This window comes from Candidatus Pelagibacter sp. HIMB1782 (assembly GCF_052047475.1).
Lineage (GTDB): Bacteria > Pseudomonadota > Alphaproteobacteria > Pelagibacterales > Pelagibacteraceae > Pelagibacter.
Genome location: NZ_JBNAKE010000002.1, coordinates 232169 through 252467, shown reverse-complemented (window position 1 = coordinate 252467; position 20299 = coordinate 232169). Strand labels below are relative to the sequence as shown.

Genomic DNA, 20299 nt, shown 5'->3' with positions numbered 1-20299 from the left:
TTTACATATTTCCATATCTTGGTCCACCACCACCTTCTGGTGTCACCCAAGTTATATTTTGTGAAGGTTCTTTAATATCGCAAGTTTTACAGTGAATACAATTTTGCGAATTAATTACAAACTTATTAACATCATTTTCTTTCTGCACTTCGTATACTCCAGCAGGACAATATCTTTGTGCAGGTTCATCAAATTTTTCTAAAGTGTATTTGATTGGTAAATCAGGATCTTTAAGTTGTAAGTGGACAGGTTGATTGTCAGCATGGTTAGTTCCTGTAAGATAAACTGAACTAGTTTTATCAAAAGTTATTACATTATCGTACTTTGGATAATCAATTTTGGGCATTTGACTTGCAGGTTTTAATGTTTCATGATCTGCATGCTTATGTTTAAGAGTGAACGGAAGTTTTCCTCTGAACAAAATTTGATCAATACCTGTAAAGATAATCCCCAAAATTAGTCCCCAACTAAAACTAGGTTTTACATTTCTAGCCTCAAATAATTCTTTATATAACCAACTTTTTTTAAATTTATCTTCATAATTAGATAAATCTTTATTTTCTTTTAAGTGTTCATTAATAGTTTCAGCTGCTATCATTCCACTTTTCATTGCGGTATGAGAGCCTTTAATTTTAGGCATATTTAATGTACCGGCATCACATCCTACTAATAATGCACCTGGCATAAACATTTTAGGTAAACTTTGAAATCCTCCCTCGATTAATGCTCTTGCGCCATATGAAATTCTTTTTCCTCCCTCTATTATTTTTTTAATTGCTGGATGAGTTTTAAATCTTTGAAATTCATCATATGGAGATAAATGTGGATTTTTGTAATCCAATCCTATTACATAGCCTAAAAACACTTGTTTATTTTCAGCGTGATACATAAAGCTTCCACCGTAAGTATTGTTATCAAGTGGCCATCCAGCTGTATGCATTACTAGTCCTTCTTCATGATTTTTTTCCTCTATTTCCCAAATTTCCTTAAAACCAATTCCATATTGCTGGGGATCTTTTCCTTTACTCAGTTCAAATTTTTGAATTAATTGTTTTCCTAGATGACCTCTGCAACCTTCAGCAAATACTGTTACTTTTCCTAAAAGCTCAATACCTGGTTCAAAACTATCTTTTTTGTTGCCCTCTTTATCTATACCCATATCTTGGGTAGCTACTCCTTTAACAGAACCGTCATCGTTATATAAAATTTCACTTGCTGGGAAACCTGGAAAAATTTCTACACCCAAAGCTTCTGCTTGTTCAGCTAACCATCTACATAAGTTAGCTAAACTAATAATATAATTTTTATGATTTTGTTGAACTGCTGGCAGAAGCCAAGTTGGCCAACTTAAAGATTTTGTTTTTCCTAAAAATAAAAATTTTTCTTTTGTTACTTTTGTTTTAATTGGCGAGTTAAGTTCTCTCCAATTAGGTAATAACTCATCTAGAGCTCTTGTTTCAAAAACATTCCCACTCAAAATATGAGCTCCTATTTCTGAAGCTTTTTCAAGCAAACAAACATTCAAATTTGAATCTAATTGTTTTAATTTAATTGCAGTCGCTAATCCTGATGGGCCACCACCAATGATTACAACATCATATTCCATAGATTCTCTAGACATAATCTAATTTTTAACTGTAAGGATTATTTTTGTATAGTGTTTAATTTGTTCAGCTCTTCCATGAACTGAGGCAAAGCTTCAAAGAGATCTGCTTCAAGACCATAATCAGCAACGCTAAAAATTGGGGCCTCACCATCTTTATTAATTGCAACTATAACTTTACTTTCTTTCATGCCTGCTAAATGCTGAATTGCTCCTGATATTCCAACAGCTATGTATAAATCTGGTACAACAACTTTTCCGGTTTGCCCAACTTGATGGTCATTGCTTATATAACCTGCATCAACTGCGGCTCTTGATGCTCCAATAGCTGCTCCAAGCTTATCAGCAATTTCAGTAATTAATTTAAAGTTATCTCCACTTTGCATTCCTCTTCCACCTGATACAACAATTCTAGCTGTACCAAGTTCAGGTCTATCAGATTTAATTTCTTCTCTTTTTATAAATTTTGTATTTGAAAATTCTTCACCAGCATCAATTTTCTCAATTGGTGCTGAGCCTCCTGAGCTTTCACAAGGTTCAAATGAAGTTGGTCTAATAGTTACACATTTTTTTGCATCATTACTTTTAACTGTTGCAAAAGCATTCCCAGCATAAATTGGTCTAACAAAAGTATCAGATGATATTACTTTTATAATGTCACTAACTTGTGAGGTATCAAGATGAGCTGCAATTCTTGGCATTAAATTTTTACCAAATGTATTTGCTGAACAAATGATATGAGAATAATTTTCTGCTAACTTAACCACAACCGGAGCAAAATTTTCTGCAGTGAAATTTTCATAGTGTGATGCTTCAACGCTTAATACTTTTTTAATTACTGGAAGTTCTGATAATTGTTTTGATGCCTCTGCACTATCATTTCCAATTATCACAGCATGAACTTCACTATCAATTTGTGAAGCAGCTGTAGCCGCATTTAATGTAAATGGTCTTAACTCTTTATTATTATGCTCTGCTATAAGTAAAACTGCCATTATATTACCTTTGCCTCATTTTTTAATTTTTGAACTAATTCTGCTACATTAGCCACTTTAATGCCCGCTTTTCTTTTTGGTGGCTCTTCTACTTTAATTTGCTCTACTCTTGGAGAAGTATCAATACCTAGATCAGATGCAGAAATTTCCTCAATTGGTTTTTTCTTTGCCTTCATAATGTTTGGAAGAGAAGCGTATCTTGGTTCATTTAATCTTAAATCGCAAGTTACAATAGCAGGAATATTTATTTCAATTGTTTCAAGTCCCTCATCTATTTCTCTAGTAACTTCTAGCTTATTATCTTTTACATCAATCTTTGATGCAAAAGTTGCTTGTGGCCAATTTAATAATGCACTCAACATTTGACCTGTTTGATTACAATCATCATCAATTGCCTGTTTTCCCATAAAAACTAAATCTGGATTTTCTTTTTCAACAATCTTTTGTAAAATTTTTGAAACAGCTAATGGCTCTAGTATTCCATCTGCTTTAACATGAATTCCTCTATCTGCTCCAACTGCTAAAGCCTTTCTAACAGTTTCTTGAGCTTTTTCTTCACCTACAGTTATTGCAACTACTTCAGTTGCCTTTCCTGCTTCTTTAATTTTTACTGCCTCTTCGATTGCATTATCATCTGGTGGATTGGTTGACATTTTTACATTGTCTGTAACTACACCAGTGCCATCCTCTTTGACTCTGATTTGAACGTTGTAATCAATAACTCTTTTTACTGCTACTAAGATTTTCATTAAGCTCTCAACAAATTATTTTCTGAATCGTATGGACTTTCATCTAAAACGGTAGCGTCATACATTTCACCCAATATATCAACTTGTAATTTGTCGCCCACATTAGAACAATCAGGTTTTACCATTGCAAGAGCAATTGATTTATCTAATCTAAATCCAAACTCGCCGCCTGTTGCTCTTCCAACAACTTTACCGTCTTTAAATATAGGATTATTTCCTAGAACATCTGCATCTTTAGTATTGTGAACTTCTAAAGTTACTAATTTGTTATCAAAACCTTTTTCTCTCCATTTATTAAGTGCCTCTAAACCAATAAAGTTTCCTTTATTTGGATGAATAAATCTATCTAGTCCAGATTCGTATGGAGAATATTCAATCGACAATTCTGTTCCTACTAGTTTGTAAGATTTTTCAACTCTTAAACTATTCATTGCTCTGATACCGAATGGTTTAATTCCTAAATCTTTACCAGCTTCCATTAATTTATCAAAAATATGATTTTGATACTCGATTGGATGATGAAGTTCCCATCCAAGTTCACCAACAAAATTTACTCTCATGGCATTAACTGGTGCATATCCTATATTTACATTTTTTGCTGTAAGCCATTTAAAGTTTTCATTAGAAAAATCATCTGTTGAAACTTTTTGCATTAGTTGTCTTGCTTTAGGGCCAGCAACTACTAATACACCTGTGCTATTTGTTAAATCTTCAAAAATTACAGATCCATCATCTGGCATCCATTTTTGAATCCAATCATGATCTAATCTTAAATTTGCTCCAGCTGATACTAAATAGTAACTATTTTCAGCTTCTTTCATAATTGTAAATTCTGAATGCACACCACCTTTGGTATTTAATGCGTGGCATAGATTTATTCTTCCAATTTTTTTTGGAAGTTTGTTTGCAACTAAATAATCTAAAAATTCCTCTGCTTTAGGTCCTCTTATTCTGCATTTTGCAAAAGCAGTCATATCTAAAAGACCAACATTTTCTTTTACGTTTTGACATTCCTTTTTAATTGCATCAAACCATTTTGATCTTCTAAACGACCAATCATCTTTTTGTTCCATCCCATCTGTTGCAAAAAAATTAGGTCTTTCCCATCCAAATTTTTGTCCAAAAACTGCTCCTAAATTTTTCATTCTTTCATAACATGGAGCTGTTCTTAAGGGTCTTGCTGCAGGTCTTTCTTCATCTGGATAGTGAACTATAAAAACATGACTGTAAGCCTCTTCATTTTTAGCTTTTAAATAAGATTTTGTTGCATAGTTTCCATATCGTCTTGGCTCAACTCCCAACATATCAATTGTTGGTTCACCGTCTACAATCCATTCAGCAAGTTGCCAACCAGCACCACCTGCTGCAGTTATTCCAAAACTATGACCTTCATTAATCCAAAAATTCTTTAGTCCCCAAGCTGGTCCAACAATTGGATTTCCATCAGGTGTATAACAAATTGCCCCATTATAAACTTTCTTAACTCCAACTTCTCCAAAAGCAGGAACTCTATGTATTGCTCCTTCAATATGTGGAGCTAATCTATCTAAATCTTCTTGAAATAATTCGTATTCAGAATTCTTTGATGGTCCTTCTACATAACATGCTGGTGCACCATCTTCATAAGGTCCTAAAATTAATCCACCTGCTTCTTCTCTCATATACCATCTACTATCGCTATCTCTTAAAACTCCCATTTCTGGTAAACCGTCTTTTTTTCTTTGTTGAATTAAAGGATGAGGTTCGGTCACGATATATTGATGTTCAACAGGGATAACAGGAATATCTAATCCAACCATTTCACCAGTTTGTCTTGCAAAATTTCCAGAACAAGAGATTACATGTTCACACTCTATTGATCCTTTATCTGTTTCAACAATCCATCCATCTTTTGTTTGTCTCATTGATAGAACAGTTGTGTTTCTATAAATTTCTGCTCCCCTATTTCTTGCGCCAGTAGCTAAAGCTTGTGTTAAATCTGCTGGTTGAATGTATCCATCTTCTGGGTGTTGAATTGCTCCAACTAAATCATCTGTATGACATAGAGGCCAAATTTCTTTTACTTGTTGTGGAGTTAAAAATTTTACATCTACCCCAATTGTTCGAGCTACACCTGCGTACTGATGGTATTCATCCATTCTATCTTTTGTACTTGCCAAACGAATATTTGAAACAACACTAAAGCCAACATTTTTTCCAGTTTCTTCTTCTAAAGTTTTATAAAGATTTACCGCATACTTATGTAGCTGACCTACAGAGTAACTCATATTAAACAACGGCAACAAACCTGCGGCATGCCAAGTTGAACCTGAGGTTAATTCTTTTCTCTCAACAAGGACTACATCAGACCAACCTTTTTTTGCTAAATGATAAAGAGCACTGACACCTACTACTCCGCCACCAACTACTACGACTTTAGTTTTTGTTTTCATTTCGTGATTCCTACTAAATTTTTATTAGTAACGAAACAAAAATGTATCTGTGGATAATCAAATTGAGCTGCCGAGTGGAATTGGACTTGAGACCATTGTGGTCAACCAGCAATCTTTTAAAACTCCTTCGTCCGTATATTTTTCAACCTGCCAATTAAACTTATGATAAATTTTGTTGTTATCTAAAATGATGACCTCAAATTGGGCCCATTTGTCACTACTGCCAAGCTCTGTGATAGTATGGCTTAAATGGTTAATCATCATGTTATAGGAGGCTCCTTTGATCATTCGCTTAAAATTACCTAGGGGACCTGTTACTCTTTTATTGTTCGGGTGAGCAAAGGTCCAGGTTTGCTCTATCCCTCTATCTTTATATTCTAAATCATTTTGTTTGAGACCATTAAGTTGAATTTCAACAACTTCTTTTGGAGTAATATTTTTGCTTGGGTTTATCAACTCTGAATATGAATAAACAGTAGTCAATAATAGAATTAATAAAGTGCTAAATATTATTCGCAGTTTTTCTAACATCTTCTAAGAACTCTTGTCTTTTTGAGTCGCTTACAAAAGGTACTGCAAAATATCTTCGATAGGTAATGTTATATATGCCACACATATGAAATACCCCTCTTTTAAGTCTTCTAATCGGTAAATTTAAAAAAAAAGTAGTGATAGCAAGTCTTGGTGAACCATATGTGCAAAAAATTACTGCTTTCTTTTTTCTTAAATTACCAATTGGATAGCCATAGTTTCCAACTAGTTGCTTAAATCTAAATGCCCATGGTGGCGCCAACACTTTATCAATCCATCCTTCAACAATTGCTGGCATTCTAAAATTCCATATTGGCGCAACTAATACAATTGTATCACACTCTTCTATTCTCTTACGATGATCTAAGACTTCAGCACTTGGGTCTTCTCCAGCAAATACAGGATCAAATTTTTCTTTGTATAAATCTACAACGTCTACTTTGTTACCTTTTAATTCAGAGTGTTTGATAAATTCATTTTTAATAGCTGCGTTAAATGAATTGTCATTATAGTGACCATAAACTAAGAAAATTTTTTTCATGATTTTTAATTAACAAAAAAAATCAAAAAAACTATAAAATTATTGTTTATTCTGAGGTTTTGTACTTACTATTGTTAATTATATAGACAAATAAAATAGGCAAAATAAGTGTAAGTAAAGTTACTACAATTAACAATATCCCAAGTTCTGAATAATCAGCAGTTGTTTGAATTTCACCTGAAACTTTATCTTTTACTTCTCTAGTAACTGTAAAAATTTGATTTAAATATTTTGTTCCTAAAGCACTTGCTGAAAGAGCCAAATTTGTAAAAGAAGCAAATACTGCAAAAAAAGTTGCTTTAAGATGTGAAGGGGCATTTTTAGCAATCCATGCCAATAAAGGAATCATTGATACCTGTCCCAATGGAGACTCTAAAGCTGTGTTAAGTATAGCTATAAATTTAGCATCAACTACACCACCTGTTATTGAAGCAGTCCAATTATGAAATCCATAATACATTCCAACACTTGGTAAAAATAAAATGGCACCAGCTATACTTAATACAACAATAATTTTTGCAATTGAGTTATTAGCCATAAATGGTCTCAATAAAACAATTCCAGCCAATGTTAAAATTGATGCCAGTAAAGACAAAATTGAAAAAAATTGTTCGTTAAAACCAAGTTCATCAATTTCAAACCATGTTAGACCAGGACCAGGACCAGGCATTGCTCTAAATATAAATATAATTACTGCAGTACCAACAATTGTTAACCTTAAATTCTCTGGCAACTCTTTGATGAGTTTAAACATCAAAAATAAAATTATAATAACTGAACCAATGAAAACAATTTCTTGTGCAAAGGGAACTTTGAAGGATCCAATTGATAAAGTAAAAATAACAAAAATTAAGCTTCCGCCAAGGATCCACCAGTTAATTTTAGTTTTTTCAGATCCTCTTTCCTCTTTAAATTCAAGTCCTTTAGATTTTAAATTTTGAATTTTCTTATTCCTTAAATATTTTGCTAAAAATACTCCTAAGATTGAAACAACAGGAATAACTAACGCATACAAATAAATTTTACCGTATAGAGCAATTTTAGCAGCCTGTTCTAGGCTGTCTACATCTCTAAATAAAATTACATTCACCAACGCAACTAAAACAGTGCCTCCAATAATTGCAAAACGACCAAGGGTTTGCATTGTTGTATGCATAATTTTAACTTGATCTTTGCTGTAATCATTTCCACTCTCATCAGTTAATGGTACAGCTTCAACAGTCATGGCATCAGCAACGACATCTTGAATTACATAACCAACAGGTGCTAAAATTACGCTAATCACAAACCAAGTCTCAACTGTGAAAATTTCAGACATGTCCTCTGTATGAATTATAAGTCCATACATAATCAGCAAACTTAAAGCGATTAAAGAAGCGCCAAAGTAAACCATATAATTTTTTCTATCCCATATAAGATCAACCAAGTGTCCTAAAGGCATTTTTAATGCCCATGGAATTCCAGCCCAGAACCCAAGCCCCGCTAAAAATGCTGCAGATAAATTTAAGTAGTCTTTAACAAAAAAAGTTCCAACTATTCCAGTTAATCCAGAAATACCAGCTGCAACATAAACCATCAAAGGAGGCAAATAAGTCCATTTAAATTGTCGGCCTAAATCTAAAAAAGTGCTGTCTAAAAATTTTAAAACTTTATTCATAAAGATTATTTTTACTCATTATAAACAATTAAGAAAAAATATAAATTTATCTTGGGGAGTTTAAATTGAATGATTTAACTAAGTAAAATCCTACAAACATTGAAACAACAAAAGTTATTGAGTAAATATTCAATAAAGCAACAGAAGTTATAGCTGGACCAGGACATAATCCTCCTAAACCCCATCCAGCACCAAATAAAGCTGAACCTAATATTAATTGATTATTAATTGTTTTGTTATTTGAATAATTAAATTTCTCTGCAAGTAATGGTTTTTCTTTTTTCTTAATTATATGAAACAAAGGAGACGAAACAACCAAAGCTCCCATCATCACAAATGCAAGAGAAGGATCCCAATTTCCAAATAAATCTAAAAAGCCTAATACTTTTGCTGGATTAACCATTTCAGATATCACTAAACCGATACCAAATATTATACCTGAAAGAAGGGAAGCTAATTTGTTCATAATAAATTTTTTACAAATACAGTTAATATTCCAACAATCATAAATGTAATTGTTGCAACAATTGATCTTAAAGAAAATCTTCCAATACCACTTATACCGTGGCCACTTGTACAACCACCACTGATCCGTGTTCCGATTCCAACGAACAAACCAGCTGCTATCATCAAGACATAAGAATTAGAAATACTAATGTTTATTCCTCCATTAGAAAATAAGGAGTAAATAAATGGTGCAATAATTAAACCTAACAAGAATAATAAATTATCAAATTTATTTTCTTTCTCTGTTAACGCATTACTTGCAATACCACTTATTCCTACTAAACGACCGTTCAGTAAAAAAAATACCACTACTGCTAATCCAATTATCAATCCACCAGTAAAAGCCGGTATTGGTGTAAAATTTACTATGTTCATAAAATTAATTACTCAAAACAGGAAAAGCCTGTCTTACTTTTAAAAAAAATTTTTGATATTCCATTTTGGTACATTTGTTTTCTATATATTCTATATTATTTTTTTCTACAAGTGACTTGGCATTTTCATCTCTTATTCCAAGTTGTAACCATAATACCTTAGCACCAATTTTCACTGTATCTTCAGCTATACCAAAGGCTTCTTTAGAAGGTCTAAAAACATCTACAATGTCTATAGGATCTTTAATCTCTGTTATCGAAGCATACACTTCCTCACCTAAAATTTTTTTACCCTTAGCTGATGGGTTAACTGGATAAACTTTATATCCATATTCTTGCATATATTTCATTACAATAGTTGAGGGTTTTTTTAAATCATTACTGACACCAATCATTGCTATAGACTTAGAATTTTCTAAAATCCTCTTTATGTCGCTCATTTTATTATTTGTTTTCTTTTTTAATTTGTTCCTCGCAGAATTTTCTTGCTTCTTCCAAATCAGTAATTTTAGTCTCAGATAATTTTTGACTTCCTGCAATACAAGCATCCACTGCTCTTTTTAAATTATGATCTTTAAAATTTAATACAAAGTACATTCCAAAAATAACAAATAAAATAATGAGTATATTTTTTTTGTTCTTCATTATTATTTATGTTTCCAATTTGGTTGTCTTTTTTCTAAAAAGGCCGAAATACCCTCTTTGGCATCCATTGCCATCATATTAATAGTCATCATTTTGCTAGTGTACGCATAGGCTTTTCTTAAAGGCATTTCTAATTGCTTATAAAAAGCCTGTTTTCCAATTTTAATGGTCAAATTAGATTTGGATGCAATTTTTTTTGCTACTTCTAAAACTTCATCGTTTAATTTTGATTTAGAAAAATGATCATTTATTAAACCAATTTCTTTTGCATAAATTGCTTTGATAGGTTCTCCTGTTAAAAGCATCTCCATCATTGGTTTACGATTAATTTTTCTACTAACCGCCACCATTGGTGTACTACAAAATAATCCAATATTTACACCTGGTGTTGCAAATAATGAGTCTTTAGTACTATATGCAAGATCACAACTTGCAACTAACTGACAACCTGCTGCAAAAGCTGCACCATGAACCTTAGCAATAACTGGTTTTTTTCCCTCAACAATTTGCAACATAACCTTGGAGCAAAGATTAAATAACTTTTGATATTTATCTTTATTCTTAAGACTTCTAACTTCTTTTAGATTGTGACCAGCGCTAAATCCTTTACCTGCACCCTCTATGATTATTACTTTAGTTTTTTTATCAGCATCTAATTTTTTTAATGATTTTAATAAATCGGAAAGATTTTTAAATGAAAGAGAATTGTATGTTTTTGGTTCATTAATTATTATTGATGAAATCTCAGAATTAATTCTCTTTATTTTAATATTACTAGTCATTTAATCAGTTAATCCATCGGATCTAGCTTGATTTCTTTCTATATGAATTGGTAAAACTTTACCATAAATTGCTTTTGAGTGTTCTGGGGTATTTACTCTATAAGGATCTAAGACATAAGCAGGAATACACATATATCTAGATTTTTGACCTTCTACTTTTGTTACTCTATGCAAAGTAAATCTTCCTTTAAAAATTTGAAGATCTCCTGGTTCTAATTTAAGCTGTCTTACTCTTGATCGATCTCCTTCTAAAACTTTTTTAACCTCATCAAAATTTTCGTTTCCTGGCGCTCTAATATTTGGACAATATTCAAAAACACCTCCTTTTTCAGGTTTCTGTATCATCAAACTTAGAGTGAATTCACAACTATCAAAATGCCAAGGAAGAATTCCATCAGGTTTCATAACATTATACGCATGACAGGCCAAAGGGTCTGCCCATCTATAAATAGGGGAAATACCTAAGCATGCAGAAACAAATTTTAAAAGTTCTTCAGTTTCATAAAGATATTTCATTTCTGAATTTTTTGGAAAGCAATCTGAATTTAAATATCCATTATACCTTTCCATAAAATTTCTCTTTGGATGTTTTTCAGGTAAACTTGGATCATCTTTAGCATAAAGATATGCATTGATGCTTTCTTTTGACATATAAACTTCATCAAGTTGTTTTTCCAATTCTGAATTCATTACCTCTAAAGATTTAGGCAAAATAAAATTTGGGATAGTTGAACAACTATATTGGTCTAATTCTTCCTTACATTTTTTTACTAAATTTTTAATGATTGGAGAATTTAAATCGTGAATAGGATATCTTTTTAAATCGACAATAGTTTTTAATCTATCGTTCATTAAAAATTATTTTAATTTACCCTCTTCTCTCATTTGAGCTCTAATTTTAGTTGCCGAGATTTTTTGAGTTTCTTCATCTAAAACTATTTCCTCAATTTTATATCCAACACCTCTTCCGTAACAAATATTTGTAATATTAGGAACCAACATAATTTTAAATTGACCTTCAAATTCAGGATTTAATCTTTCTTCAATATTTTTTTTTACAGTTTCAAAATCAAATGGATTATCATCAACACCTTGTACGTCTCTTATTTGGATGCAGACTTGTCCTGTTTTTTTTATTATCTCTTTAAACAGTTTATAGTGTCCATCATGAAAGGGTTGCCATCTTCCTAACATTTGTGCTGTTGGTTTTTTATTATCCCATTGATATGTCATTTTTTAATCTCCTCAATTATTAATGGTGCCCATTTCTTAGCATCCTGAGTTGTTACATGGTAGTCAAAGTTTTTTGGATTAACAAACATTTGATTAGTATCTTCAAATCTACCCTTCTTTATTGTATCTACCCAAATTCTAAAATCTGCTGGAAACAAACTTCTTGCCTCTGGTGTAGGAGCAACAAAATCTGCAATTACATAATGACCCTCTGCCTTTAATTTGAGAGCAAATTCAGCCATTCTTTTTGCTTGTCTTACTCTTCCTTCTTCTGAAAAATCCCAATCATCAGCAGCTTTTCTGACTTCATCAGCATTTAATCTTTTAGCATTTAAAAGAGGTGCCATTTCATTTGCTAAAGTTGTTTTACCTGCACCAGGTAATCCCATTACTAAAATAATTTTCATTAAATATCTTCTAACGGATGATGGGACATTAATTCAAGTCCATTTTCACCAATTAGGTATTGTTGCTCAAGCTTAACACCTTCTTTGCCACCTACTTTACCTATATAGCTCTCAACTGTTATTGTCATATTTTTTTGAAACGTTCCACTACGTTCACCACCATCTGTTGGATATCTAATTGCAGGCCACTCATCGCAAAGGCCTATTCCATGTACCATTACAGAGTATCTATTAGGGTAGTAATCTTCAGGTAAAACCCATGATTTATCTGTGAATTCTTTAAAAGATAAACCATCTTTAATTAGTCTTGAATTGTAATCTATTTGTTCAACAGCCATTGAATATAATTTTTTTTGTTCCTCATTAAATTTATTACCAACTACAAACGCTCTAGAAATATCTGCACAGTATCCATAAGGTCCTACCATGTCAGTATCAAAAGCAACTAGTTCACCATATTGAATAACTTTGTTTCCACATTCTTGCATCCAAGGATTTGTTCTTTCTCCTGATGCTAACAATCTACACTCAATCCATTCGCCATAATTTTCTATATTTGTTTGATGAAGAATTGACCATAATTCATTTTCTGTCATTCCTGGTTTTAATTGTTCTCTCATTTTAACAATGCCCATTTCAGCAACATCTATTGCTGATCTCATACATTTAATTTCTTCAGATGATTTAATTACCCTTGCTTGTTCTAAAATTAATTTAGCATCAACCACTTGAATTTGTTCTTTATTTAACGCTGAAACTGCAGGACCATTTAAAACATCAATGGCAATTTTTTTTGATTTAAAATATGATTTAGATAAATCTTTAACTTCATTAATCCATTTTTTTAATTGTGCTTCAGATTGATCACCGTTACTAAAATAATCCCAAGTTATTGCAGGTCTCAATTCGTCTATAAGATTAAGATGTTCAGATAACTTTTCGCAATTAAAATATTCATAAAGAATTACGGGGCCATTAACTGGAACAAAGCAGTATCGAGTTAAATTATGCATATTATAAACACTCATGTTTACTGTGTCTAATGCATATCGAACATTTACTGGATCAAATAAAAAGCATGCTTCTAAATTATTTTTTTCTAACTCTTTCCTGACTCTATCTAAACGATACGATCTTAGTTTATCAAAATCTATTTCGTCTTCTCTTAATCTTTTTTTGGTAATAAAATTCTGTTTTGGTTTAAATTCTGGAGCTATTTTTCTACTAAATCTCATTTTGTAACTTTATAAATTCCTAACCATGCATTTACATTTTTACTAGCAATGTAATCTGATTTAAAGAAGTCTTTTTCTTCCCACAATTTGTTCTGTTTAAATTGATCTATTTTAGTATCAAAACTATATTTCTTAAAAATACCCTCATTTATAGTGAAACCTATATAACCACCTGACTTAGTGATTCTTAAAAACTCATCTAAAGCATTATTTTTGACATGACCAAATGTGAAGGTTCCAACGCATAACACACTATCATAAGTATTATCTGCTTCAGGAATTTCTTTATTTAAATCTAATTTACTTAATTTTTTGTAAAGATTTTTTGGAACTGAATTTAAAAGATCTTGAGATAAATCTATTCCATGAAAATTATTAAATCCAAATTTCTCTAACTCTTGCGCAACTAGCCCTGTACCACAACCCGCATCGAGTATTAATGCATCTTTATTTTGCTGATGTTTTTTAAAAGCTGCAGCTGTTTCTTTTGGACCTGTATAATTCCAATCAATCATGTCTTTATTATATTTGTTATTTTCAGCCCAATCTGCGTAATAATTCATTACGTCTTGTGTTTTATCTAATTTATAAATGTTTAAATTTTTAGATACGTCTTTGTCTTGATCAGGCATTAGCTTCTCATTTTTTGACCACTTGGATCATAAAGTGGTTCTTTAATAATTGAGCAATTAAATAAATCTCCATTTATCTCTACTTGCACTTTATTTTCAGATTTAAATTTATCTTGATCTACAAAAGTAAAGGCAACACTCTTGTTTACAAAGTGTGCAAAACCACCTGAAGTAACGTAACCTATACTTTGATCTCCGTTCATAACAGCTTCATTATTTGTTACATCAATATCATTAGTTTCAACAATTAAAGGTATAAGTTTGTTTGAAGAGTTTTCCTTTTGTGCACTTTCTTTACCTATAAATTCTTTATCCCAATTGATAAAAACATCTAATCCTGTTTCTTTAGCGGTAAAATCTGGTCTATAATCTAATGTCCAAGCTCCCCAATTTTTCTCAAGCCTCATCGACATTAATGCTCTTCCACCAAAGGGTTTAATATTAAATTCTTTTCCAGCTTCAATTAGTTCTTCGTATAATTTTAATTGATAATGAGGTGCTACATATATTTCGTAACCAAGTTCTCCAGTAAATGAAATTCTGTTTACTAATGCAGGAACTCCACCAACAAACATTCTTCTAGAGTCTCTAAACTTAAATTTTTCATTTGAAACATCATCTCTTACTATTTTCTCTAAAACTTTTCTTGAATTAGGTCCTGCAATTGACAATCCATGAAACTCATCAGATCTATTTTTATAATTTAAATTAAATTTATCTAAGTGACTTTCAAACCAACGTCTATGCATCTCTTGAGCAGCACCAGATCCAAATACCATAAATTCATTTTCATCCAAACAAGCAACAGTTAAATCTCCACACAATTTTCCTCTATAAGATAACATTGGTGATAAAGATATTCTTCCAGGTTTAGGAAGTTTTCCAGCCATTATGTGATCTAAAAATTTTCTCGCATCAGGTCCTTTGAATTCATGTTTTGAAAAATTTGCAACTTCAATCAAGCCAACATTCTCTCTTACATTGATAACTTCTTTTGAAACATAATCATGCGATCTTGATCTTTTTATCGTTGGATCTTCATGAGCATCTTCTTTATTATTTGCAAACCACAAAACATTTTCTAATCCAAAACTATCTCCCATCACAGCTCCTTGATTAACAAAACGATCATAAAGTGCTGTTGTTTTTTGTTTTCTTCCTTTTGGTAAAGTTTCATTAGGAAATGTCATAATAAATCTTCGTTCATAATTTTCTGAGGATTTGATTGTTCCATATTGAGGTGAAGCGTAATCTCCAAATCTAGCAACATCCATTGCCCAAACATCAATGGAAGGTTCTCCGTCAATAATCCATTCAGCAATACATTTTCCAACACCACCGCCTTGGCAAAATCCAGCCATAACACCAACTGCAACCCAATAATTTTTCATTCCAGGTACTGGACCTATAAGAGGACTTCCGTCTGGACCAAAAGTAAAAGGTCCATTAACTATATTCTTTATACCTGCACGTTCTAGCGCTGGCATTCTCTCAAACCCAATTGCTAATCGATCTTCAATATTATCTAATTTTGGCTCAAGTAATTCATGTCCAAAATTCATTGGAGTTCCCTCTACTTTCCAAGGAGTTGATTTTGGTTCATAAGTTCCAAGCAACATACCTTTTCCCTCTTGTCTAAAATAAATATTTCCCTCAAAATCTGTTCCGATAGGCAATCGTTGATCTCCCATTGCTTCAATTTCTGGAATAGGTTCAGTAATCAAATAATGATGTTCCATTGGCTGAACTGGAAGATTAAGTCCAGCTAATTGGCCAACTTCTCTTGCCCACAAACCACCCGCATTAATTACTATTTCAGCATTAATGTTTCCTTTTTCAGTAAATACATCCCAGGTTCCATCTTCTTTTTGTTTTGTGTCTTTTACGACAGTGTGGGTGTAATATTTTCCACCATGAACTTTTGCAGCTTTTGCAAAAGCATAAGTAACTCCTGATGGATCAACTTCACCATCAATAGGATCCCATAATGCTAACAAGTATCTAGACGGATCAATTAACGGATGTTTCTTTTTTACTTCTTCTAAAGAAATAAACTCTTGATCAAGCCCCATGTATCTTGCTTTTGATCTTTCTCTCTTTAAATAATCAGCCCATACTTCGTTTGAAGCTAAGTAAAAACCTCCACTAGGTTTAAATCCTGTTGAATGACCAGACTCTTTTTCAATCTCTTTATATAAACCAATTGTGTAAGCCATCATCCGAGAGATATTTGGGTCAGAAGAAATTACATGAACATTTCCAGCAGCATGCCACGAAGAACCTGATGTTAGTTCGTTTCTTTCAAGTAAAATACAATCTTTTAATCCAAATTTTGATAAGTGGTAAAGAATAGAACATCCTACGACACCACCACCTATGATTACAACTTTGGCATGCTTTTCCATTAATATTTAATTTCTTTATTTACTTTTTTTAAAGATTTATCAGTACCATGATGAAAATGTTTACTCATGTCTGGCATGTATTTCATTGAAATTGGTTTTTTACCAATTGCAACAGACATTTCTCTGACATGATGAGCTTCAGCACCACAACATATACCAATAAAATTTATTTTATTCTGAACACAATCTTTTGCAAATTCTGCCATTTCAAATCTGTTACAAAATAAATTATCTAAAGCTACGGGAAATGCATTCCCACCAGGAATACAATCACAACCATGATCGGTAATATTTAAAAAACCAGGTTCTTCCTCAGTAGTTCTGTATGGAACTGGAAGCCCTGATACGTGACAAGAAACTTTGTCTCTAACTTTTTTTAAAAGTTTCATTGTCATCTCTGGTCCTCTATAACAATTTAGACCTACTACATCGGCGCCTAGATCTTCCATCATCTTACATGCATCTTCAGCACTATGTCCTTCTCTCGTTTTATCGCCTCTAGGAATTGCAAAATTACAAACTGCAATCAGCCCAGCGTCTTTGATTGCTTTCAAAGCAATTTTCATTTCATCAGTCCAACTAATTGTTTCGGCAATAACAAAATCAACTCCAGCCTCTTTTGCCCAAGCAACTTGTTCTTCATACATTTGTTGACATTGTTTGTGGGTATTAGGATCACCAGGATCAAATACGTTTGTGTTTGCAACATCTCCACAAACCATCAAATCTAAATCTTTAAATTCAGCTGCAGTGTCTTTTGCAATTTTAAGAGCGCCTTTTTGCATTGGTTCTAATAAATGTTCTTTACCAATTATTCTTAGTTTTTCTCTATGACCATAATAAGTAAATGCCTGAACTACATCTGAACCAGCTCTGATAAACTCTCTATGTAATTGAGTTACTACTTCAGGATGCTCCAACACAACCTCAGGAACAAATGGACCTGCTGAAAGATAACCTCTTCTTTCCATTGCAAAAAGGTATCCTTCTGCACACATGATAGGACCCTCATTTAACCTTGTAATTAAATCTTTTTTCATAATTTATCCTTTCATTTTGTTAAATTTGTTGCAACCCATTTGTGAAACATCAAAGTAGGCGTATCCATTACAGGCGAAAAATTTCCACCATTGTAAGCCGGTGAACTTCGCCCTTTTTGCATTCCTTCTATTGCAGTAACATCTTCGTTCATAACTTCTCGCCAAAATGCAAAATTTTTTTCTCTTATCCCTTTAAACTCGTCGCTCGAAGCGCTTTCGTCTCCAATATAATATAATTCAAAATGCTCTTTTGTCTGATTATTTGAAATTGGTTCTAACCAAAACGCATAAAAATGGTCAATGTGAATTCCTAGCATTACATTTGGATATAATGATACATATTCAGATTTTTCAGATACATCACTTGGCCAATTTGGAAAACATTTAAATTTTATATTCCCATCGAACTGTTGTGAATATTTATTACTTCCTTGTCCTGAAAAATTAAAATTTTCATCCTCTATGTGGTAATGATCTGAAATATTTGAAACTCTATTCAGCTCTGGATGTATCCAGGGCAAATGATAGCTTTCGCAATAATTCTCAATAGCAAATTTCCAATTACTATTTACGATCATATTAAAGTAACCATTGTCAGAAGCATGTCTTATTGATTGTTGGTCTTTTTTAGAAATAAACTTAGACCATCTATCTTCTAAGGGTTTAATAAATTCTTCAAATGGTTTTGCATTAGAATTAATATTTATGAAGATTAAATCCATCCAAACTTTTGATTTTATTTCTTTCAGGTTGCTATTATTTTTATCAAATCCTCCTACATCATGTTTTCCTAACCCACCTATATGAGGAGTAACAGTTAATTTGCCATTAAAATCATATGACCAGGAATGATAAGGACATCTTATTACATTTTTTAATTTACATTCTTGGTCAACTAATTTGAAACCTCTGTGACTACAAACATTGTGAAAAACTTTTATTTCATTCTCTTTGTTTCTGACTATCAATATTGGAATATCTAAAAGATTAAAAGGCTTTGCGTCACCAGGATTTGGAACAGAGCTTGCAACACCAACCATCGTCCAATTATTTTTAAATACTTTTTCTTTTTCAAATTCTAAATAATCATGATTCAAATAACACTCATTGGGTAACCCATGAGCTTTCTCTATAGGGTTTTTAACAACTTCTATTTTTTTAGGATCTAAGATGTCTGATAATTTTTTATTTAAATTCATAAACCTCCTTTAATTAATTAATTAAAAAATTAATTTAGGGTTTAAAAATTACGACTCTCTAATAATGATTTGCTGAAAAACTGTTTTACAATTTAAAATATAAACAAACTCTTTGAAAAAAAAATTTGCTGAAAATTTCATTTAAAAACCATAACTAAATTTAATGCATATTTAAAGACAATTTGACTTCAACTTAAAATTGAATTTAATTTGCAATATTTCTCTCAATATGTTCAATTTGACTTTTAAATGAATCAAATATTGGGAGATATAATGAAAATTAAAAGAATACTTCTTTCCCTAGCCGTTGTTTTTGGTCTTACTTCTTTTGGAAGTATAGCTAATGCTGCTTGTGGAAATATAACTATCGCTAATATGAACTGGGCCTCAGCAAACTTTATGGCTGAAGTTGATAAAATTATATTAGAAGAAGGTTATGGATGTTCTGTGGAGTTGGTGCCAGGTGCAACAATGCCTACATTTACATCTATGCAAGAAAAAGGTGAGCCAGATGTTGCTCCAGAATTTTGGGCTAACGCTGCAATAGTTGCTTTGAACAAAGCTGTTGATGAAGGCAAAATGCATTCAATCAATAAAGCTCCAATCACTGGTTTAGGTGAAGGTTGGTGGGTATTACCTGCTACTTTAGAAAAGCATCCTGAGCTAACAACTGCCGCTGCAATTTTAGAAAGACCTGATCTATTCCCTCACCCTGAGGATCCTTCAAAAGGTGGCTTCCACATTTGCCCTCCAGGATGGAACTGTGAATTAAGTAACAGAAACCATTTTAGAGCTTGGGGCATGGAAGAAAAAGGTTGGGCAATTGTTGAAACCGGTTCTGCTGCAGGACTTGATGGTTCAATTGCTAAAGCTGCTGAAAGAGGAGAAAATTGGTTTGGTTACTATTGGTCACCAACAGCTTTAATCGGAAAATATGATATGAGAGCTGTAGACATGGGTGAATGGGGTGGTAAAGATAACTGGGATAACTGTATAGTTTTACCAGAACAAGAATGTGCTGACCCTAAAAAAACTTCATGGGTTAAATCAGAAGTTTTCACTATCGTAACAGATAACTTCAAAAACACAGCTGGAAGTTCTGGTATGGATTATTTCAAAAAAAGAACTTATCCTGGTCCAGTGATGAACGGTATGTTGGTTTGGATGGGTGAAAACCAAGCAGAAGGTGCTGACGCTGCAATTGAATTCCTAAAAACACAAGAGGGTGTTTGGTCTAAGTGGGTTTCAAGTGACGCTGCTGCAAAAATTAAAAAAGCACTTTAATAAATAAAATTATCGAACCCGTTGAAAGGCGGGTTCGATTTTAAAAAA

Annotated in this window: 21 protein-coding genes; 1 reads left to right on the top strand and 20 read right to left on the bottom strand. The window is 32.3% G+C overall.

Annotated elements, in window-relative coordinates:
* Position 1 precedes the first annotated feature (1 nt).
* The 20 genes from ACTTAO_RS05885 to ACTTAO_RS05790 are packed head-to-tail and all read right to left on the bottom strand — an operon-like array spanning position 2 to position 18967.
* Positions 2-1621, bottom strand: a complete 1620-nt coding sequence (locus ACTTAO_RS05885; RefSeq protein ID WP_440691382.1) for an electron transfer flavoprotein-ubiquinone oxidoreductase — start codon at positions 1619-1621, stop codon at positions 2-4.
* A gap of 23 nt (positions 1622-1644) precedes the next feature.
* The gene (locus tag ACTTAO_RS05880; protein ID WP_440691380.1) at positions 1645-2598 is read right to left on the bottom strand and encodes an electron transfer flavoprotein subunit alpha/FixB family protein; all 954 of its coding nucleotides are present in this window, start codon (positions 2596-2598) and stop codon (positions 1645-1647) included.
* On the bottom strand, positions 2598-3347 hold the full coding sequence (locus ACTTAO_RS05875; protein ID WP_440691379.1) for an electron transfer flavoprotein subunit beta/FixA family protein: 750 nt from the start codon (positions 3345-3347) through the stop codon (positions 2598-2600). Before ACTTAO_RS05875 ends, ACTTAO_RS05880 begins: the two co-directional genes overlap by 1 nt.
* Positions 3347-5779 (bottom strand): GcvT family protein, encoded by a 2433-nt coding sequence (locus ACTTAO_RS05870; RefSeq protein ID WP_440671997.1) that lies wholly within the window; start codon positions 5777-5779, stop codon positions 3347-3349. Before ACTTAO_RS05870 ends, ACTTAO_RS05875 begins: the two co-directional genes overlap by 1 nt.
* A 57-nt stretch (positions 5780-5836) precedes the next feature.
* A complete protein-coding gene (locus ACTTAO_RS05865) occupies positions 5837-6310 on the bottom strand; it encodes a hypothetical protein (RefSeq protein ID WP_440691377.1) in 474 nt (157 codons plus the stop codon).
* A complete protein-coding gene (locus tag ACTTAO_RS05860) occupies positions 6282-6851 on the bottom strand; it encodes an NAD(P)H-dependent oxidoreductase (protein WP_440656908.1) in 570 nt (189 codons plus the stop codon). The genes ACTTAO_RS05865 and ACTTAO_RS05860 overlap by 29 nt, the downstream gene beginning before the upstream one ends.
* Before the next feature lie 46 nt (positions 6852-6897).
* Entirely contained in the window at positions 6898-8508 is a 1611-nt protein-coding gene (locus ACTTAO_RS05855; protein ID WP_440634398.1) for a hypothetical protein, read from the bottom strand.
* 46 nt (positions 8509-8554) lie between these two features.
* Positions 8555-8974, bottom strand: coding sequence for a DUF6691 family protein (locus ACTTAO_RS05850; RefSeq protein ID WP_440691375.1), 420 nt, complete (start codon positions 8972-8974; stop codon positions 8555-8557).
* Positions 8971-9390 (bottom strand): YeeE/YedE family protein, encoded by a 420-nt coding sequence (locus ACTTAO_RS05845; RefSeq protein WP_440691373.1) that lies wholly within the window; start codon positions 9388-9390, stop codon positions 8971-8973. The genes ACTTAO_RS05850 and ACTTAO_RS05845 overlap by 4 nt, the downstream gene beginning before the upstream one ends.
* Before the next feature lie 4 nt (positions 9391-9394).
* Positions 9395-9829: a CoA-binding protein gene (locus tag ACTTAO_RS05840; protein WP_440651635.1), complete on the bottom strand. Its 435-nt coding sequence runs from the start codon at positions 9827-9829 to the stop codon at positions 9395-9397.
* A 4-nt stretch (positions 9830-9833) separates the two neighbouring features.
* Positions 9834-10034 carry a hypothetical protein gene (locus ACTTAO_RS05835; protein ID WP_440618199.1) on the bottom strand — a complete coding sequence of 67 codons (201 nt, stop codon included), beginning with the start codon at positions 10032-10034 and terminating at the stop codon, positions 9834-9836.
* A gap of 2 nt (positions 10035-10036) precedes the next feature.
* Complete coding sequence (locus ACTTAO_RS05830) at positions 10037-10816, bottom strand: enoyl-CoA hydratase (protein ID WP_440691371.1); 780 nt, start codon at positions 10814-10816, stop codon at positions 10037-10039.
* Positions 10817-11668 carry a HalD/BesD family halogenase gene (locus ACTTAO_RS05825; protein ID WP_440691369.1) on the bottom strand — a complete coding sequence of 284 codons (852 nt, stop codon included), beginning with the start codon at positions 11666-11668 and terminating at the stop codon, positions 10817-10819.
* A gap of 6 nt (positions 11669-11674) precedes the next feature.
* Positions 11675-12049, bottom strand: a complete 375-nt coding sequence (locus tag ACTTAO_RS05820; protein WP_075506148.1) for a cytidyltransferase — start codon at positions 12047-12049, stop codon at positions 11675-11677.
* The gene (locus tag ACTTAO_RS05815; protein WP_440691367.1) at positions 12046-12456 is read right to left on the bottom strand and encodes an AAA family ATPase; all 411 of its coding nucleotides are present in this window, start codon (positions 12454-12456) and stop codon (positions 12046-12048) included. Before ACTTAO_RS05815 ends, ACTTAO_RS05820 begins: the two co-directional genes overlap by 4 nt.
* Positions 12456-13691: a M24 family metallopeptidase gene (locus tag ACTTAO_RS05810; protein ID WP_440691365.1), complete on the bottom strand. Its 1236-nt coding sequence runs from the start codon at positions 13689-13691 to the stop codon at positions 12456-12458. Before ACTTAO_RS05810 ends, ACTTAO_RS05815 begins: the two co-directional genes overlap by 1 nt.
* Entirely contained in the window at positions 13688-14323 is a 636-nt protein-coding gene (locus tag ACTTAO_RS05805) for a class I SAM-dependent DNA methyltransferase (protein WP_440691363.1), read from the bottom strand. The genes ACTTAO_RS05810 and ACTTAO_RS05805 overlap by 4 nt, the downstream gene beginning before the upstream one ends.
* A complete protein-coding gene (locus ACTTAO_RS05800) occupies positions 14323-16728 on the bottom strand; it encodes a GcvT family protein (protein WP_440691361.1) in 2406 nt (801 codons plus the stop codon). Before ACTTAO_RS05800 ends, ACTTAO_RS05805 begins: the two co-directional genes overlap by 1 nt.
* A complete protein-coding gene (locus tag ACTTAO_RS05795) occupies positions 16728-17768 on the bottom strand; it encodes a homocysteine S-methyltransferase family protein (RefSeq protein WP_440691359.1) in 1041 nt (346 codons plus the stop codon). The genes ACTTAO_RS05800 and ACTTAO_RS05795 overlap by 1 nt, the downstream gene beginning before the upstream one ends.
* An 11-nt stretch (positions 17769-17779) precedes the next feature.
* Positions 17780-18967, bottom strand: a complete 1188-nt coding sequence (locus ACTTAO_RS05790) for an aromatic ring-hydroxylating oxygenase subunit alpha (RefSeq protein ID WP_440691357.1) — start codon at positions 18965-18967, stop codon at positions 17780-17782.
* Positions 18968-19240: 273 nt separating this feature from the next.
* Here ACTTAO_RS05790 and ACTTAO_RS05785 point away from each other — a divergent pair, with 273 nt between their 5' ends.
* Positions 19241-20251, top strand: coding sequence for a glycine betaine ABC transporter substrate-binding protein (locus tag ACTTAO_RS05785; protein ID WP_440691355.1), 1011 nt, complete (start codon positions 19241-19243; stop codon positions 20249-20251).
* Positions 20252-20299: the final 48 nt, after the last annotated feature.

Excerpts from the sequence above, each read along its gene's own strand:
- ACTTAO_RS05885 (WP_440691382.1), bottom strand. The coding sequence starts at position 1,621 with ATGTCTAGAGAATCTATGGAATATGATGTTGTAATCATTGGTGGTGGC.
- ACTTAO_RS05880 (WP_440691380.1), bottom strand. The coding sequence starts at position 2,598 with ATGGCAGTTTTACTTATAGCAGAGCATAATAATAAAGAGTTAAGACCA.
- ACTTAO_RS05875 (WP_440691379.1), bottom strand. The coding sequence starts at position 3,347 with ATGAAAATCTTAGTAGCAGTAAAAAGAGTTATTGATTACAACGTTCAA.
- ACTTAO_RS05870 (WP_440671997.1), bottom strand. The coding sequence starts at position 5,779 with ATGAAAACAAAAACTAAAGTCGTAGTAGTTGGTGGCGGAGTAGTAGGT.
- ACTTAO_RS05865 (WP_440691377.1), bottom strand. The coding sequence starts at position 6,310 with ATGTTAGAAAAACTGCGAATAATATTTAGCACTTTATTAATTCTATTA.
- ACTTAO_RS05860 (WP_440656908.1), bottom strand. The coding sequence starts at position 6,851 with ATGAAAAAAATTTTCTTAGTTTATGGTCACTATAATGACAATTCATTT.
- ACTTAO_RS05855 (WP_440634398.1), bottom strand. The coding sequence starts at position 8,508 with ATGAATAAAGTTTTAAAATTTTTAGACAGCACTTTTTTAGATTTAGGC.
- ACTTAO_RS05850 (WP_440691375.1), bottom strand. The coding sequence starts at position 8,974 with ATGAACAAATTAGCTTCCCTTCTTTCAGGTATAATATTTGGTATCGGT.
- ACTTAO_RS05845 (WP_440691373.1), bottom strand. The coding sequence starts at position 9,390 with ATGAACATAGTAAATTTTACACCAATACCGGCTTTTACTGGTGGATTG.
- ACTTAO_RS05840 (WP_440651635.1), bottom strand. The coding sequence starts at position 9,829 with ATGAGCGACATAAAGAGGATTTTAGAAAATTCTAAGTCTATAGCAATG.
- ACTTAO_RS05835 (WP_440618199.1), bottom strand. The coding sequence starts at position 10,034 with ATGAAGAACAAAAAAAATATACTCATTATTTTATTTGTTATTTTTGGA.
- ACTTAO_RS05830 (WP_440691371.1), bottom strand. The coding sequence starts at position 10,816 with ATGACTAGTAATATTAAAATAAAGAGAATTAATTCTGAGATTTCATCA.
- ACTTAO_RS05825 (WP_440691369.1), bottom strand. The coding sequence starts at position 11,668 with ATGAACGATAGATTAAAAACTATTGTCGATTTAAAAAGATATCCTATT.
- ACTTAO_RS05820 (WP_075506148.1), bottom strand. The coding sequence starts at position 12,049 with ATGACATATCAATGGGATAATAAAAAACCAACAGCACAAATGTTAGGA.
- ACTTAO_RS05815 (WP_440691367.1), bottom strand. The coding sequence starts at position 12,456 with ATGAAAATTATTTTAGTAATGGGATTACCTGGTGCAGGTAAAACAACT.
- ACTTAO_RS05810 (WP_440691365.1), bottom strand. The coding sequence starts at position 13,691 with ATGAGATTTAGTAGAAAAATAGCTCCAGAATTTAAACCAAAACAGAAT.
- ACTTAO_RS05805 (WP_440691363.1), bottom strand. The coding sequence starts at position 14,323 with ATGCCTGATCAAGACAAAGACGTATCTAAAAATTTAAACATTTATAAA.
- ACTTAO_RS05800 (WP_440691361.1), bottom strand. The coding sequence starts at position 16,728 with ATGGAAAAGCATGCCAAAGTTGTAATCATAGGTGGTGGTGTCGTAGGA.
- ACTTAO_RS05795 (WP_440691359.1), bottom strand. The coding sequence starts at position 17,768 with ATGAAAAAAGATTTAATTACAAGGTTAAATGAGGGTCCTATCATGTGT.
- ACTTAO_RS05790 (WP_440691357.1), bottom strand. The coding sequence starts at position 18,967 with ATGAATTTAAATAAAAAATTATCAGACATCTTAGATCCTAAAAAAATA.
- ACTTAO_RS05785 (WP_440691355.1), top strand. The coding sequence starts at position 19,241 with ATGAAAATTAAAAGAATACTTCTTTCCCTAGCCGTTGTTTTTGGTCTT.